General features: G+C 65.3%; 13 protein-coding genes. 7 read left to right on the forward strand and 6 right to left on the reverse strand.

Going from position 1 to position 15,200, the window contains the following annotated elements; all coding sequences use genetic code 11:
• Nucleotides 1–2: 2 nt before the first annotated feature.
• The 3 genes from ATO6_RS12660 to ATO6_RS12670 are packed head-to-tail and all read right to left on the reverse strand — an operon-like array spanning nt 3 to nt 4,097.
• Nucleotides 3–1,190 (reverse strand): acyl-CoA dehydrogenase family protein, encoded by a 1,188-nt coding sequence (locus ATO6_RS12660; RefSeq protein WP_088624376.1) that lies wholly within the window; start codon nt 1,188–1,190, stop codon nt 3–5.
• Entirely contained in the window at nt 1,187–3,325 is a 2,139-nt protein-coding gene (locus ATO6_RS12665) for an acetate--CoA ligase family protein (RefSeq protein ID WP_088624377.1), read from the reverse strand. The genes ATO6_RS12660 and ATO6_RS12665 overlap by 4 nt, the downstream gene beginning before the upstream one ends.
• 1 nt (nt 3,326) lies before the next feature.
• Nucleotides 3,327–4,097: an enoyl-CoA hydratase/isomerase family protein gene (locus tag ATO6_RS12670; protein ID WP_088624378.1), complete on the reverse strand. Its 771-nt coding sequence runs from the start codon at nt 4,095–4,097 to the stop codon at nt 3,327–3,329.
• 193 nt (nt 4,098–4,290) lie between these two features.
• Between ATO6_RS12670 and ATO6_RS12675 the strand changes: the two genes are divergently transcribed.
• Together ATO6_RS12675 and ATO6_RS12680 are read left to right on the forward strand one after the other, a co-directional pair.
• Nucleotides 4,291–5,265, forward strand: coding sequence for a tripartite tricarboxylate transporter substrate binding protein (locus ATO6_RS12675; protein ID WP_254919139.1), 975 nt, complete (start codon nt 4,291–4,293; stop codon nt 5,263–5,265).
• Nucleotides 5,266–5,290: 25 nt separating this feature from the next.
• A complete protein-coding gene (locus ATO6_RS12680) occupies nt 5,291–6,070 on the forward strand; it encodes an SDR family NAD(P)-dependent oxidoreductase (RefSeq protein WP_088624380.1) in 780 nt (259 codons plus the stop codon).
• A gap of 7 nt (nt 6,071–6,077) precedes the next feature.
• Here ATO6_RS12680 and ATO6_RS12685 read toward each other — a convergent pair whose 3' ends face one another.
• Nucleotides 6,078–6,698, reverse strand: coding sequence for a TetR/AcrR family transcriptional regulator (locus ATO6_RS12685; protein ID WP_217898997.1), 621 nt, complete (start codon nt 6,696–6,698; stop codon nt 6,078–6,080).
• A gap of 59 nt (nt 6,699–6,757) precedes the next feature.
• Nucleotides 6,758–7,690, reverse strand: coding sequence for a LysR family transcriptional regulator (locus ATO6_RS12690; protein WP_088624382.1), 933 nt, complete (start codon nt 7,688–7,690; stop codon nt 6,758–6,760).
• A 106-nt stretch (nt 7,691–7,796) separates the two neighbouring features.
• Here ATO6_RS12690 and ATO6_RS12695 point away from each other — a divergent pair, with 106 nt between their 5' ends.
• The 3 genes from ATO6_RS12695 (at nt 7,797) to ATO6_RS12705 (ending at nt 10,666) form a co-directional block, all read left to right on the forward strand.
• The gene (locus ATO6_RS12695) at nt 7,797–8,873 is read left to right on the forward strand and encodes an LLM class flavin-dependent oxidoreductase (protein WP_088624383.1); all 1,077 of its coding nucleotides are present in this window, start codon (nt 7,797–7,799) and stop codon (nt 8,871–8,873) included.
• 19 nt (nt 8,874–8,892) lie between these two features.
• Nucleotides 8,893–9,696: a flavin reductase family protein gene (locus ATO6_RS12700; RefSeq protein ID WP_254919140.1), complete on the forward strand. Its 804-nt coding sequence runs from the start codon at nt 8,893–8,895 to the stop codon at nt 9,694–9,696.
• A gap of 193 nt (nt 9,697–9,889) precedes the next feature.
• Complete coding sequence (locus ATO6_RS12705; protein WP_088624385.1) at nt 9,890–10,666, forward strand: enoyl-CoA hydratase/isomerase family protein; 777 nt, start codon at nt 9,890–9,892, stop codon at nt 10,664–10,666.
• Between the two features lie 24 nt (nt 10,667–10,690).
• On the opposite strand, the gene ATO6_RS12710 is transcribed toward ATO6_RS12705, so the two are convergent.
• A complete protein-coding gene (locus ATO6_RS12710) occupies nt 10,691–11,440 on the reverse strand; it encodes an IclR family transcriptional regulator (RefSeq protein ID WP_088624386.1) in 750 nt (249 codons plus the stop codon).
• Nucleotides 11,441–12,000: 560 nt separating this feature from the next.
• Between ATO6_RS12710 and ATO6_RS12715 the strand changes: the two genes are divergently transcribed.
• Nucleotides 12,001–13,158 carry a TAXI family TRAP transporter solute-binding subunit gene (locus ATO6_RS12715; protein WP_176440919.1) on the forward strand — a complete coding sequence of 386 codons (1,158 nt, stop codon included), beginning with the start codon at nt 12,001–12,003 and terminating at the stop codon, nt 13,156–13,158.
• Nucleotides 13,159–13,170: 12 nt separating this feature from the next.
• Entirely contained in the window at nt 13,171–15,153 is a 1,983-nt protein-coding gene (locus tag ATO6_RS12720; protein ID WP_088624388.1) for a TRAP transporter fused permease subunit, read from the forward strand.
• Nucleotides 15,154–15,200 lie beyond the last annotated feature (47 nt).

A 15,200-nucleotide genomic window follows, 5' to 3' on the forward strand; every position in this document is an offset into this window, starting at 1 on the left:
GGTCACGCCTTCCGGTTCAGCTTGAGGATGCGCTTGGCGATGATGCCAAGCTGGATTTCGGTGGTGCCGGCATAGATCGTCTCGGCGCGGGCCTTGAGATAGATTTCCTCCATCCGCAGCTTAACCGCCCGGAGCGGGTCGCTCATGTCCGGCGGAAAGCGCGAGACGATTTCCAGCGCGAGGGCCGCGAAGGACTGGTGCGCCTCGCTCCAGAACAGCTTGGGCAGCGAGCCGCGCGGGCCGATCTCCTCGCCCTCGATCAGCGAGCCGACGAGCGTTTCCACATGGCCCTTGAGCAGGTCGATGTTGACCGACACATCGGCCAGCTGTGCGGCGTAGTCGCGTTCCACCAGTTCGCGCGTCGCCGGGTTGGCGGCGCAGGCCGAGACGAGGTGCTGAAGCTGGTTCTCGAACCGCCAGGCGCGGTGCATGCGGTTGGTGGCGCGTTCGATGGACAGGACGCGGGTCGCGGCGGCCCAGCCTTCGTCGGGCGAGCCGAGCATGTCTTCCTCGGGCACGACGGCGTTGTTGAAGAAGACCTCGCAGAAATGCCGCTCGCCGTCGATGGAGCGGATTTCGCGGATGTCGACGCCGGGGGTGTCGGTGCGGACGGCGAAGAGAACGAGGCCCTTGTGGCGGTCCTCGACGGTGCCGGTGCGGGCCAGCAGCAGGATGCGGTCGGCCTTGGACGCGCCGGAGGTCCAGATCTTCTGCCCGTTGACGACCCAGCCGTCGGCGGTCTTTTCAACGCGGGTGCGCAGACCGGCAAGGTCGGACCCCGCGCCGGGTTCCGAGAAGCCCTGACACCAGATGTTGCGCATTTCGAGGATGGCGGGCAGGTATTCCAGCTTCTGCTCTTCGCGCCCGACCGCCATGATGATCGGACCGGCCAGTTCCTTGCCGATGGAGTTCACGCTTTCAGGCATCGGGGTGCGCCCGATCTCGCGGCTGATATCGAGGTGTGCGCGCAGGCCGAGGCCGCGCCCGCCATAGGCTTCGGGCCAGGTGGAGCCGACGAGGCCCGCCTTGTGCAGCTGCGCTTCCCACGCCCGCATGTCGGCGAGGGTGCGCGGCGTCTGCTGCAGAACGTCCTCGCGCAGGGCGTCGGGCAGGTTGGCGTCGAGCCACTTACGGGCGTCGGGGCCGACATTTGAGGATTGGGGCCTGTCGGCCAGGGCGGTCGGGGTCATTCTGCGGCCTCCGCGTTGGTTTCGGGATGCGTGACGATCAGGGCGTCGAGCGCGACCGCGCCTTCGCCCTCGGCCCGCACCAGCAGGGGATTGATGTCGGTTTCGGCCACGTCGCCTGCGTGGCGGACGGCGAATTCCGACAGGGCGACAATGGCTTGGGCGGCGCTGTCGATATCGGCGCGGGGCTGGCCCCGCGCGCCGTCGAGCAGCGGGAAGCACTGAAGCTCGCGCAGCATGTCGAACGCCTCGTCACGGGTGACGGGGGCGATGCGCAGAGCGGTGTCGCGGAAGACCTCGGCGTAGATGCCGCCGAGCCCGACCATCACGACTGGGCCAAAGATCGGGTCCGTGGTGCTGCCGAGGATCAGTTCCGTGCCGCCCTGGATCATCGGTGCGACGAGGACGCCGTCGACCTGCGCGCCGGGCGCCTTGTCGGCGGCGGCCTGCATGATGCGGGTGAACGCTGCGGCGGCGTCATCCGCCGTCACGCCGAGCTCGACGCCGCCGATGTCGGACTTGTGCTGGATCTGGGCGGAGAGGATCTTCATCGCCACGGGCGTGCCCATGTCACGCGCGGCCGCCGCGGCGGCTTCGGCGGTGATGACGGTTTCCTCGCGCGGGAAGGCGATGCCGGCGGCGGTCAACGCGGCCTTGGCGCCGGCCTCGTTCCGGACCGCGTGGCGGTCGAGCGGGGCGGGGGCGACGGTGGATTTCGTCGCGCGGGCCGCGTCACGGGTGGCCGACAGCGTGCCGAGATGGGCGATGCCCTGCATCGTCGCGGCGATGGTGGGGAAGGTGACGATCCCCATGCCGTTCAGGATCGCCAGCGCGTCGTCGGGGCCCGCGACACAGGCGGCGATGACCCGGTCGGGATGCGCCTTGCGCACGCGGTCCAGCGTCGAGAGATAGACCTCGCGCAGGCGCGGGACCTCGAGGCCGAGCGCCATCATGATCACGGCGATTTCGTTCGCGTCATCGGTGACGACCGCTTCGAGCAGGGTGCCGAAGGTTTCCGGGTTGGCCGACATCTGCGCCGTCGCGTCCACCGGGTTCACCGGAGAGGCGAGGGGCAGGACGTCGAGGATCTTTGCGATGGCCGCGTCGCCGGTGCGGTTCAGGCTGAGGCCGGATTCTTCGGCGGCATCCGCCATCATGATCCCGAACCCGCCAGACGCGGCGATGACCGAGACCGAGGCGCCGGGGCTGACCCTGCGGTCGCCGAGCGCCGACACGGCGCTGCCCAGCTGGACGAGCATTTCGAGGGAACGGACCCGCACCGCGCCGTGGCGGGCGAAGATCGCGTCGAACACGCGGTCGTACCCGGCAAGCCCGCCGGTGTGGGACAGGGCCGCGGCCTTGCCCGCGTCGGACGAGCCCATCTTGAGCACGATCACCGGCTTGCCCGCCGCCCGCGCCATGTCCAGCGCGCCTGTCAGGCGGTCGGCGTCGCGGCAGGTTTCGAGGCAGCACAGGATCACGCGGGTCGCTTCGTCATTGGCCAGCCACGCGATGGCGTCGGCGATGTCGACGTCGCATTCGTTGCCGGAGGCGAGGAAGCGGCTGATGCCCGCCCCGCTCTTGCCCAGCATCTTCATGGCGAGGCTGCCGACATTGCCGCTCTGCGAGACGATGGCGACGGGGCCTTCAGACGGCATTTCCGTTTCCAGCGCCACGGAGAAGGTGCCGATGGCCTTTTCCGGGACAGACACGGTGCCGAGGCAGTTCGGGCCGAGGACGCGCATGCCCGTGCGGTCGGCCACGGCGCGCAGTTCGCGCTGGCGTTCGACGCCTTCGGGGCCCTGTTCGGCAAAGCCAGCCGACAGGACGATCACCGCCGGAACGCCGCGTGCGGCACAGTCCTTTGCCGCCTCCAGCGCACCGGCGCCGGGGACCGCGATCAGGGCGAGGTCGGGCGTTTCGGGCAGGTCGGCCACACCGGTGTAACCCGGCAGGCCCTGGATCTCCCCGCCCTTGGGATTGACCGGCATGATCCGACCCTGAAAGCCATGCATCTTGAGCAGATGCACGGGACGGCCGCCCGTCTTGCGGTGGTCGGACGACGCGCCGATCACCGCGATGGAGCAGGGCCGGAAGATCGCCTCCAGCCCGTTGCCCAGAATGCGCCCGTCCGACATCTCAGCGCCCCGTGAACTTGGGTTCGCGCTTTTCGAGGAAGGCCATGCGCGCTTCCTTGGCGTCTTCGGTCTGGGCCAGAGCCATCGTGTAGTTCTGTTCCATCCGGTAGGCGTCGCGTTGCGGCATGTATTCGACGATGGTCATCGCCTGCTTGGCGTAGCGGACGGCGAGGGGGCTCTTCGACGCGATGTCCTGCGCCACGGCCATGGCCGTCGGCAGCAGCTCGTCCGGGCTGGTCACCGCCTCGATGATCGAGCGTTCCAGCATCTCGGCGGCGGTCAGGCGGACGCCGGTGTAGAACATCCGGCGCGAGGTGGAACGACCGAACATCGTCTTGAGCATGGAGGCGCCACCGGCGAGGCCGACGTTGATCTCGGGCATGCCGAAGGTGGCGTTCTCGGAGGCGTAATAGATGTCGCAGGCGGACATGAGGCCCAGCCCGGCGCCGAGTGCCGCGCCGTTCACGGCCGCGATCACCGGCTTGGAGCATTCGCGGATCGCGTTGCCGGTTTCGCGGGTGATCCGGTTGTGGTCGAGGAAGTCGCCCGGAACGTTCGGATCGGGCCGGTCCTTGAGGTCGGCACCGGCGCAGAAGGTCTTGCCCGCGGCCGTGAGCACGGCGCAACGGATGTCGTCACGGGCCGAGATTTCGTCGAATGCGCGGATCACCTCGTTGCGCATCTGCCGGTTCAGCGCGTTCACCGGCGGACGATTCAGGGTGACGACGGCGACGTGTCCATCGAGCTCCAACTGCAGTGTTTCGTAGGCCATTTCTTCTCCTCCGCGGGGCGTTGTTCCGGCATGACTGACCGGACGGTCAGCCGATGACTAGCACCGGCAATTTTGGCTGGCAACAGAAGAATCGCGATTGACTGACTGACCGGTCAGTCCTACCGTCGCGATGCCTGTCCGATCTCGCATCGGACGCAGAGATGGCTTAACTGCCTGAAAGTGGAGGAGAAAAATGCCTAGACTGACTCGCCGCGCGGTAATGGCTGCGGCCACCGCCACCCTCGTCGCAACGCTGCCGCACGCCGGTTCGGCGCAGTCCGGGGATCCGATCACGCTGGTCGTTCCCTACGGCGGCGGCGGCCTGATCGACGGAATCGTCCGCCAGGTCGCGGACCTGATGACCGCCGAACTCGGACAGACGGTTCTGGTCGAAAACAAGCCCGGCGCGAACGGCATCGTGGGGGCCAGCTTTGTCGCCAATTCCGATGCGGACGGCCACACCTACCTGATCGGCGCCACCGGCCCGATCCCGCTGAACATCCTGCTGCGTCCGAGCCTGCCCTACGGCATCGACGACTTCGAGCCGGTGGCAACGATGCTGAGCGGTCCGCTGACGATCACCGTGCCGACCTCGATCGGTGTCACCACGATCGAGGGCCTTGCGGACTACGCCAAGGAAACCGGTCGTCCCCTGCGCTACGCAACGCTCGGGCCGGGCAGCGTCACCCACCTGTTCGGGCTGTTCCTGCAAAAGGAACTGGGCGTCGACATGGTCGACGTCGCCTATCGCAACAACCCGTCCGCCGTCGTCGACCTGATCGGCGGGCAGAACGAGCTGAACTTCTCGGCCCCGGTGTCGCTGCTGGATCACGAGAAGTCCGGCGACCTGAAGATGTTGGCGATCACCACCCCCGAGCGGATGCAGCAGTTCCCCGACCTGCCCACCACGACCGAGCTGGGATATCCCTCGCTGGTGTCGTCCTTCTGGTTCGGCGTGATGGCGCCCGCGGGTTCGCCGTCCGAGATGACATCGAAGGTCTCCACCGCCGTCCAGAACGCGATGAAGGACGAGGGCCTGCGCGAGAAGATGATCAACGTCGGGATGATCCCCGAGGTCGGCGGCCCGGCAGAACTTCAGGCCTGGCTCGACAAGGACTTCGAGGTCTGGGGCAAGGTGGTGAAGGACAACAACATCACCCTCGAGTGATCTGAACAGAAGAAGGAGAGCGCGAATGAGCTGGCTTGGTCTTGAAGGGCGGGTGGCGCTGGTCACCGGGGCGTCCGGCGGCATCGGGGCAGCCATTGTCCGCAGCCTCGTGGCGGAGGGGGCGCGTGTCGCGCTCTTCGATCGCAACGAGGCCGAGCTGGCGGCTCTGACGGATGAAATCGGGGACGGTCATTTTTCCCGGCCGCTCGATCTCCTGGAGACCGACAGCATCGTCCCGGCCATCGAAGCGGCGGCCGGGGCGCTCGGGGCGCCCTCCATCCTCGTTAACGGCGCGGCGATCTCGATCGGCGCGCCGTTGGCCACGGTGCCCGAGAAGGTGTTCACCGACCAGATGACGATCAACATGATCTCGGCCTTTCGCACCGCGCAGGCGTTCTACGCCGTCCGAGATACCGGGCGGACCGGGGCGATCATCAACATTTCCTCGATCGCGGCGACCAACGCGATGCCCAAGAGCGTGGCCTATTCACCGGCCAAGGCGGCGCTGTCCATGCTGACGCGCGAGCAGGCGGTGGAGTGGGGGCCAGAGGGCATCCGCAGCAACATCGTCAGTCCGGGCCTGATCCTGACCCCGCTGTCCGAGAAATATTACGCCGATCCCGCCGACCGGAAGGCGCGCGAGGAAGTGGTGCCGACCCGCCGTATCGGCAAGCCGCAGGACATCGCGGATGCGGTGCTGTTCCTGGCCAGTGACAAGGCGGATTACGTCAACGGCGCCGAAATCGTCGTGGACGGCGGGTTCACGCATACGCTGATGACCCACATTCCCCGCAAGCGGGACTGACCGAGCCTCAGCGCTTGGCCAGTCCTTTCAGCAGAATACCGTAGTATTCCTCGACGATCTGCGCCGCGGTCAGTTCGCGCTCCGGATTGAACCAGCGGTGCATCCAGTTGATGCTCGACAGGATCAGGCGCCCGGTGATTGCCGGATCGAGATCGTTGAACTCGCCGCTTTCCACGCCCTCGCGGATCAGGTCGCGCAGCTTGTGTTCGAACTGCGCGCGCCGTTCCATGCGTTCCGTCTGCAGGTGCCGCTCCGGGTCGTTCCAGAAGGCGGTCGTCGAGGCGACCCAGGCCCAGCGGTATGTCTGGAAGAAATCCGCCGTCGCGATCATGAAGGCGCGCACCTTTTCCGAGGCCGTTCCGTCTTCGGGGATCCGCTCGAAAACGTAATCGTTCAGACGCTTTGCCGACCGGCTGGCGATCTGGGAAAAGAACTGTTCCTTGCTTTCGAAGTGATGATACAGCAGCGCCTTCGAGACGCCCGAGGCGATCGACACGTCGCGCATCGTGGCCGCGTCATATCCCTTTTCCGCGAAGACGCGTGCACCCGCTTCGAGGATCTCGATCACGCGGGGACTGTAGGCGGGTTCGTCCGCCGCATCCTCGAGGGGCTCCATTTCGACTTTCATGTGCGAATGCCCCTTTCCTGAAACACTTTCCACAACTTACCCGGCCACTGACCGATCGGTCAATGCCGCGCCGCAACATTGTCCGCCAGACCGGTATACCTGCGCCAGTTTTGTGCGACAAAATCCAGATAGACGCGCAACTTGATGGGCATCTGGACGGTTTCCAGATACGTGGCGAAGATCCCTTCCTCGAACGTCGCGTTGGTCACGCTGAATTCGGGCATCAGGTGAATCAGATTGCCCGCGTTGATGTCCGCCGCGACGGTGTATTCGTCCAGCAGCGCAATGCCGTGTCCGCGGCGAACGGCCTCCAGCAGGACATGCCCGTTGTTTGATGCGAAGGCGGCCGGGATCGCGATCTCCTCGGTTTCGCTGCCCCGGTTGAAGCGCCAGTAGACCACGTCGTGACCCAGCACATAGGGCAGGCAGGCGTGACCCTTCAGGTCCGACGGCCGGGTCAGGGGCGGTGCGTTCCGCAGGTAATCGGGCGCGGCGATCATCAGGCGGCGGCTGGCCAGCAGACGGCGGCGCATCAGGCCGGATTCCTGCGGCGGCGAGATCCGGAAATCGAGGTCGAACCCGTCCTCGCGCAGACGGGCAGGGCGTTCGGACAGGTGGAGCTCAACGGACACCTCGGGAAAGGCGCGATGGAAATCGGCCTGCAGCTTGGCCAGCACCGAGATGCCGAACATGGTGCGCGAATGCACCCGCAGCACGCCGCGCGGGACGTCCTGCAGGCTGGCGGCGTCGGCTTCGGCGGCACGGATGCTTTCGAGGATCGCCTCGGCCCGCGCGACGAAGGTCTGACCGGCCTCGGCCAGCGCGAGACTGCGGGTCGACCGGTGGATCAGCGTGACACCCAGATGCGCCTCGAGGTCCGAGATGTGCCGCGACACGCTGGCGGGCGACAGGTTGAACCGACGCCCCGCCGCCGAGAAACTGCCCGTCTCGGCCGCCGCGACCAGAAGCTCCATGGCTCTGACTTTATCCATCTATCTTTTCATTTTTCGGAAAGGTGTTCCTCGATCTTAGCTTATTATACTCTAAAAACAAATGACTTATCTTCCTCGCAAGATTAACGCCAAGGGAGGAATCGCGATGGAATTCGGCATCTTCACGCTCGCTCAGCAGCGGGACTACAAGCAGAACTCGGCTCAGGTGATCCACGACACGATCGAGCAGACCGTGCTGGCCGAGCAGGCCGGTTTCGATGCCGCATGGAACGCGGAGCACCACTTCAACAACTATTCCCTGTCACCCTCGCCGCTGATGACGGTCGCGCATCTGGCAGGCCGGACCAAGACGATCCGTCTGGGCACCGCCGTCTGCATCCTGCCGCTCTATCATCCCGCGCGCATCCTGGCCGAGATCGGCTATGCCGACACCGTCTCCAACGGCCGTCTGGAGCTGGGCATCGGCTCCGGCTACCAGCAGTTCGAATTCGAACGCTTCGCCACCTCGCTGGCCGACGCGGGCCCGACGTTCCAGGAATACCTCGACGTGCTGCCGATGGCGCTGCAGGAGCGGATCTTCGAATACCACGGCAAGTATCTGGATATCCCGCCGACCTCGATCTCGGTCCGTTGCGTGCAGGATCCGATGCCGCCGATCTGGGTGACGACCGGCAACCCGAAAGTGCGCGAGCGCGCGATGAAGGAAGGTCACAACCTGTTCGTCACCGTCCTGCACGGCGGTCTGGACGCGATCCAGGGCCTGCGCGACAAGCTGCAGGAAAGCGCGGATGCGGCCGGGACGAACCTCGACGACACCAAGCTTGGCTTTCTGCGCTGCGGCTTTGCCACTGAAAACAAGGCGGAAATTGAATCCTATCTCGACAACGCCCGCTTTGCCCGCCGCCTGTCGGAAAGCCTGCGCGACCGTCGCCAGCAGACCGATGACGGCTACCTGATGAAGGAAGTCCCGCTGAAGCAGGAAATGTCCTTTGACGAGATGGCGGCGAACCTGCCGATCGGCAGCGTCAACAAGGTCATCGACCGGATGCTGGAAGAGATCGAGGTTCTCAAGCCCAAGCACATCGCGCTGCAGACCCAGCTCGGCAACTTCGACCAGAAGACGATGCTCAAGCAGATCGAGCTTTGGGGTTCGACCATCATCCCGGAAATCCGCAAGGCGCTCGGCACCTCGACCGAGACCAAGCAGGCCGTGAACGCCTGATCCGATGCGTATCATCCTGATGAAAGACACGCCCCCGCGACTGGAGGCGCCGGACGACTTCCGCCGGTTCTCCATCGCGCTGGACGAGAGGCTGCGTTGCGACGCGGCCTCGGCCCTGGCCCCCGTGGGCCGGATGGCCGATGGCGATACGGATCACGGATGGGTGCGCCCCGACGCGGTGCGCGCCCTGTCGCACCGGTCGGGGGACGCGGACTGGGACGCGGGTTTCGCGGCTATGTGCGCCTTTGCGGGCAAGCATGGATGGATCGCGGATGACGGCGGGATCCGGGCGCATATCGAGCTGATCCCGGCGATGCGGCCGGTCGGTGCCGATGCTTTCCGCAACGCGATGCGCAAGTTCGCCAGCGGAGTCTGCGTCGTGGCCAGCGGGCAGGGCAGCGCGCGCCGGGGCATGACGGTTTCCGCCTTCACCTCGGTTTCGGCCGATCCGCCGATGGTGCTGGTCTGCCTGAACCGCAGCGCCTCGGTCCACGATGCGATCGTGGCCGCGCCGAGCTTCAGCATCAACATCCTCAGCGGCGCGCAGGAGGATGTGGCCCGGACCTTTGCCGGTCAGTCCGGTCTGCGCGGGGCGGACAGGTTCGCCGATCCCGTCTGGCAGGATGACGAAAACGGCGCGCCCGTGCTGTCGACCGCGCACCAGTCCCTGATCTGCACGCCGTTCTCGGCGCAGGCGGCCGGCACCCACACGGTGCTGATCGGGCAGGTGGTCGCCACCAGCGACGCCCGCGACACCTCGGCGCTGGTCAATTACGACGGCGCCATCAACGCAACCACCGCGCGCCCCGCCGTGGTCCAGTAGACCCGGCGCGGCCGGCGGTCGCGAACTTCATATATGCGAGTTGTCCAGATGGCGTGCGATGGCTGTTGAGCATGCGCCGGATCCTTTTTACCGTGCACTTGACTGACCGGTTGGTCAGACGCTTCATGGAGCGCTGCGGCGCCTGCTTCTGGCGGATCCCTTCGGGGTCCGCCGCAGTTCAAAAGGACCGGACATGGAAAACAACCTCATCAAGACCACCATCGAGGATCACGTCGCGCTGATCACGTTCGACGCGCCGCCGGTGAACGCCCAGTCGACGGCGTTCATGGAAGAGCTGATCGCGGTCTTCGACGAACTGAACGCGACCAAGGGTGTCCGGGCCATCGTCATGACGGGCAACGGGAAGTGTTTCTCGGCCGGTGCCGACATCAAGTCCCGCAGCAAGCAGAGTGACTGGGCGCCGGGCGAGACTTACCGCCATCTGCGGCGCGCACGCGAGGTGGGTTTCGTCATCATGGAGATGAACATCCCCGTCATCGCTGCCGTGAATGGGCCGGCGCTTGGCGCGGGGATGGGGCTGGCGATCTGTTCCGACATCATCGTGGCCTCGAAAAATGCGGTCTTCGGCCTGCCCGAAATCGACATCGGCCTGATGGGCGGCGTCCGTCATACCATGCGTGTCTTTCCGATCGGCCTGACCCGCCGAATGGTTCTGACCGGCTACCGCGTGCCGGCCGAAGAGCTCTATCGCCGCGGCCTGATCGAAGCCTGCGTCGAACCGGATGAGCTGATGGAGACCGCGATGGACATGGCGCGGACGATGGCCTCCAAGTCGCCGACGGCGATCCGTCTGGCCAAGCGCGCGCTGAACACGGTCGAGACGATGGGGCTGAAGGACGGCTACCGCTTCGAACAGAACCTGACGGTCGAGATGAGCGGCACGGCGGACAGCAAGGAAGCGATGGCGGCCTTCCTGGAAAAACGTCCGGCCGTGTTCAGCGACGACTGAGACAGCGGCATCTGCGCGGCCGGATCAGGAGACGTTCGGGAAGTCGGTCAGGACAGCGCCATTGCGTTGCGAGATAAGCCGCGAGGACTGAAGGACTTTCTCGGTGAACTGTTCGCGGCTCTTGCCGAACCGGACCTCCGGACAGGCCAGAGACAGCGCGAACCTGACCGTGCCGTCCCGTTCAAAGATCGGGGCGGCCACTGCCGCGTTGCCGAAGGTCACCTCGGAATTCGTCACGGCATAGCCGCGGGCGCGGATCTCGTCCAGTTCCGCCGCCAGCGCCCTGGGCTCGACGCCCAGCTTGCGCCGGTTGTTTTCGATGGCCTCGGCGGTGGTCTTGGTATCCTGAAAGGCGAGCAGGGCCTTGCCGCTGGCGCCTTGCCCAAGTTCGGCCCGTTCGCCTTCGCGGACCACGGCCTGCAGTCGGAGTTCCGAGTCGATGGCGTAGATGCAGACACGTTCCAGCTGGTCGACCATGTAGATCGCGACGGATTCCTTGGTCTGTTCGGCCAGGTCGTGGCTGATGTCATAGGAAATTTCGCGAATACCGAGCGTGCTCTTCAGCGCGGCGGAAAAGCGAAGGACCTTGGGCGACAGGCAATATTCGTTCTTCGACAGGCGGACGAGATAGCCGAGGTCCACCAGGGATTTCACGATCCGCAGGGTCGTCGGACTGGTCAGGCCGACGATCTTGGCGATCTCGTGCAGGGCCAGGGAACGTCGATCCGCGGTAAAGGCTTCTAGGATCGAGAAGGTGCGATTGACAGTCCTCATACCACAGACCCGAAGCTTGCGCCCCGCCGATGAGCGTCAAGGGAACGGCCGGTGAGATCCAGGCGGGGTGGCAAGGTGTGTCCTCGTGATTGCGTCCGGCGTAGCTACACCTGTTGCGCGGGTCGATCAATCTACTTCACCGCGCAGGAACGCTAACCACGCACGCCTGCAGAGGGTGGAACGCGGGTTTGATTTCGGCTCAAGCCTCTGAAAAATAGTAGTTTTACTCTATGTTCGGCGCCTGGCAAATTATTTCATCTAATGAAAGCAATATCATTGAAAGAAATTTTAAGATATGTCATTCAAGTGGTGCCTGACCGGCCGGTCAGCGTCCCTGGGGAGGAGAATCACGGCGTGTTTCGCTCGATCAGAACGGTATCGGTTCCATGTCCGCATTGCTGATCCCCGCGGCCGGAGAACGCCTCGGCACTCAGCCATTCCATGCCCGGCCGCAAGCGCGGCAATGCCGGCTCAGGCCGTCTGATACCGGGTCACCGCCCGTGTCCGGCCCCGCCGTTTCCGGGGGGACTTCGGCGAAAGATCAAACAAGGAGGAAAACTATGTTCGGAATTTCCACGGCCCGCATCACCGCGGCGGCCATCGCCCTGGGTGGCATGATCGGCGCGGCCACGGCACAGGATCTGCCCAGGAGCATGACCTGGATGGCCTATCAGACCACGTCGTCGGGCTATGCCCACACCGTCGCCATCGCCAACATGCTCAAGGAGCAGTACGGCACCAACGTGCGCATCCTGCCCGGCAAGAACGACGTGTCCCGGATGACGCCGCTGCGTGACCGCCGGGCCGAGTTCTGCAACTGCGGGGCCACCGTCTGGATGGGGCAGGAGGGCGTCTATCTCTTCGGGACCAAAGGCTGGGGCCCGCAGCCGCTGCGCATCATGATGTCCTCCTCCGCCGACAGCGCGCTGATGATGGCCGTGACCGAGGCATCCGGCATCGAGACGATGGAAGACCTGCGCGGCAAGCGGGTCGCCGTCATCAAGGGATCGGCTTCGGTCAACTGGTCGCTGTCCGCGCTGCTGGCCTTTGCCGACATCACGCTGGATGACGTCGAAGTCGTAGAAGTGTCGGGCACCGGTGCCGACCACGAAGCGCTGGCCGAAGGCCGTGCTGATGCGACCTTCAGCAGCACCGTCTCGCCGCTGACCCAGAAGGTCGCCGCGTCGCCGCAGGGCCTGAAATGGCTGCCGATGCCGTTCGAGAACGAAGAAGGCTGGGCCCGTGTCCAGGCGCTGGCGCCCTATTTCGTCCAGACCAACGCGACCGTCGGGACCGAACTGTCCAAGGAGAACCCGATCGAGGGATCGACCTATCCTTATCCGATCCTGACGACCAATGCCGATCAGGACGCGGACGTGGTCTACGAAGTGACCAAGGCGATGGTCGAGAATTTCGACCAGTACAAGGACGGCGCCGCCGGGGCGACGGGCTGGGCGCTTGACCGGCAGAAGATGCAGTGGGCCATCCCCTATCACGAAGGCTCGGTGCGCTACTTCAAGGAAATCGGCAAATGGACCGAAGAGGATCAGGCCCACAACGACGCCCTGATCGCGCGTCAGGCCGTTCTGATGGCGGCCTGGGACGAGTTCAACGCCGGGCCGGGCGCGGATCTGGACGGCGAGGAATTCACCGCCGCCTGGATGGACGCGCGGGCCGAGAAGCTGCGTGCCGAAGGGCAGGCGGTCAACTTCGACTAAGGCACTGATGCTATGACCAGCAACGACGCAGTGCCGGAGCCGTCCACCGACGACTCCGGCCGCTACCGGACCCTGCCGTCGTCGGTGAAGGGGGCCCTGATCGCGATCACGGCCCTCGCCATCGCCATGGCGATCTACCGGGTGTTCAACCTTGGTGCGCTGACGGGATACATCTTTCTCGACAGCCAGTATTACTACATCATCCTGACGTTCCTGCTGCCCGGCGCCTTCATCGTCTTTCCGCTGGCGCCCGGTGCGGCCGGAGGATGGGCCACATGGATCGACGGGGCTCTGGCCATTGCGGCCTTCGGCCTGTCCGCGGTGCTGGTCTGGTATGCGGATCCGATCCTGAACTACGGCTGGGAATTCGTCGCCCCGCCGATGATGCAATACATATCCATCGCGCTCTGGCTGATCGTGCTGGAGGCGACGCGCCGTGCCAGCGGGCTGGTGGTTCTCTGCATCGTCGGCGTGATCTCGGCCTATCCGCTGTTCGCCGGCTTCATGCCCGGCATTCTCGAAGGCACGACCGAGTCCATCCCCGACACGGCCGCCTTTCACCTGCTGTCGACCGAAAGCGTGATCGGCATCCCGTTCCGCGCCTTCGCGGATCTCGTCCTCGGCTACATGATCTTCGGCGTCGCGCTGCAGCACACGGGCGGCGGTCAGTTCTTCATCCGTCTCGCCTTTGCCCTGCTGGGCGGCGTGCGCGGCGGCCCGGCCAAGGTGTCGGTGATCTCCTCCGGGCTGCTCGGCTCGATGAGCGGCAGCGTCATCACCAACGTGCTGACGACCGGCGCCATGACCATTCCCGCGATGAAACGCACCGGGATCCGGCCCCACACGGCCGGCGCGATCGAGGCCTGCGCCTCGACCGGCGGGGTCCTGATGCCCCCGGTCATGGGCGCGACCGCGTTCATCATCGCGATCAACCTCGGCATTCCCTACCGCGATGTCCTGATCGCCGCGATCATTCCCTCGCTGCTCTACTTCTTCTCGATCTTCATCCAGGTCGACATGTATGCCGCCCGGACCAACCTGAAGGGCATGGCGCGCGGCGATCTGGAACCCGTCACCCGCGTGCTGAAGGAAGGCTGGTATTTCCTCGTCGTCTTCGGGATCCTGATCTGGCTTCTGGTCGGCGCCAACCGCGAGACGCAGGCGCCCTACATCGCCACGCTTCTGCTGCTGTTCATCAACCAGGTCATCCCGCGCCACCGCATGACACGGCAGAGCTTTGTCGACTTCTGGGAGGCGATCGGCCGCCTGTTCGCGGAACTCGCGGGCCTTCTGGCAGGCGTCGGCCTGATCGTGGGCGCACTGGCCTACCAGAGCAAGATCTCGACCTTCGCCTTCGACCTACTGAGCCTTGCGGACGGGCAGGTCTTCCTGCTGCTGATCCTCGGCGCCGTGGTCAGCTTCATCATGGGGATCGGCGTGACGGTGACGGTGGCCTACCTCGTGCTGGCGCTGACGCTGGCACCGGCGCTGGCGGATTCCGGGCTGAACGTGCTGGGGGTCCATCTCTTCATGCTCTACTGGGGGATGCTGTCCTACATCACGCCGCCTGTCGCGCTCGGGGCATTCGCCGCTGCATCGCTGGCGGGATCCACCCCGATGCGCACCGGGTTCGAGGCTATGAAGTTCGCCACGATCATCTACTTCATCCCGTTCTTCTTCGTGCTCGAACCCACGCTGATCATGCAGGGCGAACCGCTCGACATCCTTGTCCATGTCTTCAACGCCGTGATCGGCGTGGCCATCCTGTCGATGGGCCTTCAGGGCTATCTTTACGGGCTGGGCAGCACGGCGCGGCTCGGGGTTCTCGGCTATCCGGCGCGTGCGCTTCTGGTGGTCGGCGGGCTGGCGATGGCGGTGCCCGGCGACATGGTGCTGGGCCTTTCGAATGTCGAACTGGCCACCATCTGCGCGATATGCACCCTCGTCGTCTATCTTGGCGCATGGGTGATGGGCCGAACGGCGCAGGAGGCATGACGGCATGATGCGGCAAGGCAACCGCGACAGGCAAAGGCGGCCGGGCG

The organism is Oceanicola sp. 22II-s10i (assembly GCF_002210105.1).
Classification (GTDB): domain Bacteria; phylum Pseudomonadota; class Alphaproteobacteria; order Rhodobacterales; family Rhodobacteraceae; genus Pseudooceanicola.

Bases quoted from the DNA above. Each gene is read 5' to 3' on its own strand.
- ATO6_RS12700 (WP_254919140.1), top strand. From the start codon at position 8,893: ATGAAAGACACGCCCCCGCGACTGGAGGCGCCGGACGACTTCCGCCGG.
- ATO6_RS12675 (WP_254919139.1), top strand. From the start codon at position 4,291: ATGCCTAGACTGACTCGCCGCGCGGTAATGGCTGCGGCCACCGCCACC.
- ATO6_RS12710 (WP_088624386.1), bottom strand. From the start codon at position 11,440: ATGAGGACTGTCAATCGCACCTTCTCGATCCTAGAAGCCTTTACCGCG.
- ATO6_RS12720 (WP_088624388.1), top strand. From the start codon at position 13,171: ATGACCAGCAACGACGCAGTGCCGGAGCCGTCCACCGACGACTCCGGC.
- ATO6_RS12705 (WP_088624385.1), top strand. From the start codon at position 9,890: ATGGAAAACAACCTCATCAAGACCACCATCGAGGATCACGTCGCGCTG.
- ATO6_RS12690 (WP_088624382.1), bottom strand. From the start codon at position 7,690: ATGGATAAAGTCAGAGCCATGGAGCTTCTGGTCGCGGCGGCCGAGACG.
- ATO6_RS12695 (WP_088624383.1), top strand. From the start codon at position 7,797: ATGGAATTCGGCATCTTCACGCTCGCTCAGCAGCGGGACTACAAGCAG.
- ATO6_RS12660 (WP_088624376.1), bottom strand. From the start codon at position 1,190: ATGACCCCGACCGCCCTGGCCGACAGGCCCCAATCCTCAAATGTCGGC.
- ATO6_RS12680 (WP_088624380.1), top strand. From the start codon at position 5,291: ATGAGCTGGCTTGGTCTTGAAGGGCGGGTGGCGCTGGTCACCGGGGCG.
- ATO6_RS12685 (WP_217898997.1), bottom strand. From the start codon at position 6,698: ATGAAAGTCGAAATGGAGCCCCTCGAGGATGCGGCGGACGAACCCGCC.
- ATO6_RS12670 (WP_088624378.1), bottom strand. From the start codon at position 4,097: ATGGCCTACGAAACACTGCAGTTGGAGCTCGATGGACACGTCGCCGTC.
- ATO6_RS12715 (WP_176440919.1), top strand. From the start codon at position 12,001: ATGTTCGGAATTTCCACGGCCCGCATCACCGCGGCGGCCATCGCCCTG.
- ATO6_RS12665 (WP_088624377.1), bottom strand. From the start codon at position 3,325: ATGTCGGACGGGCGCATTCTGGGCAACGGGCTGGAGGCGATCTTCCGG.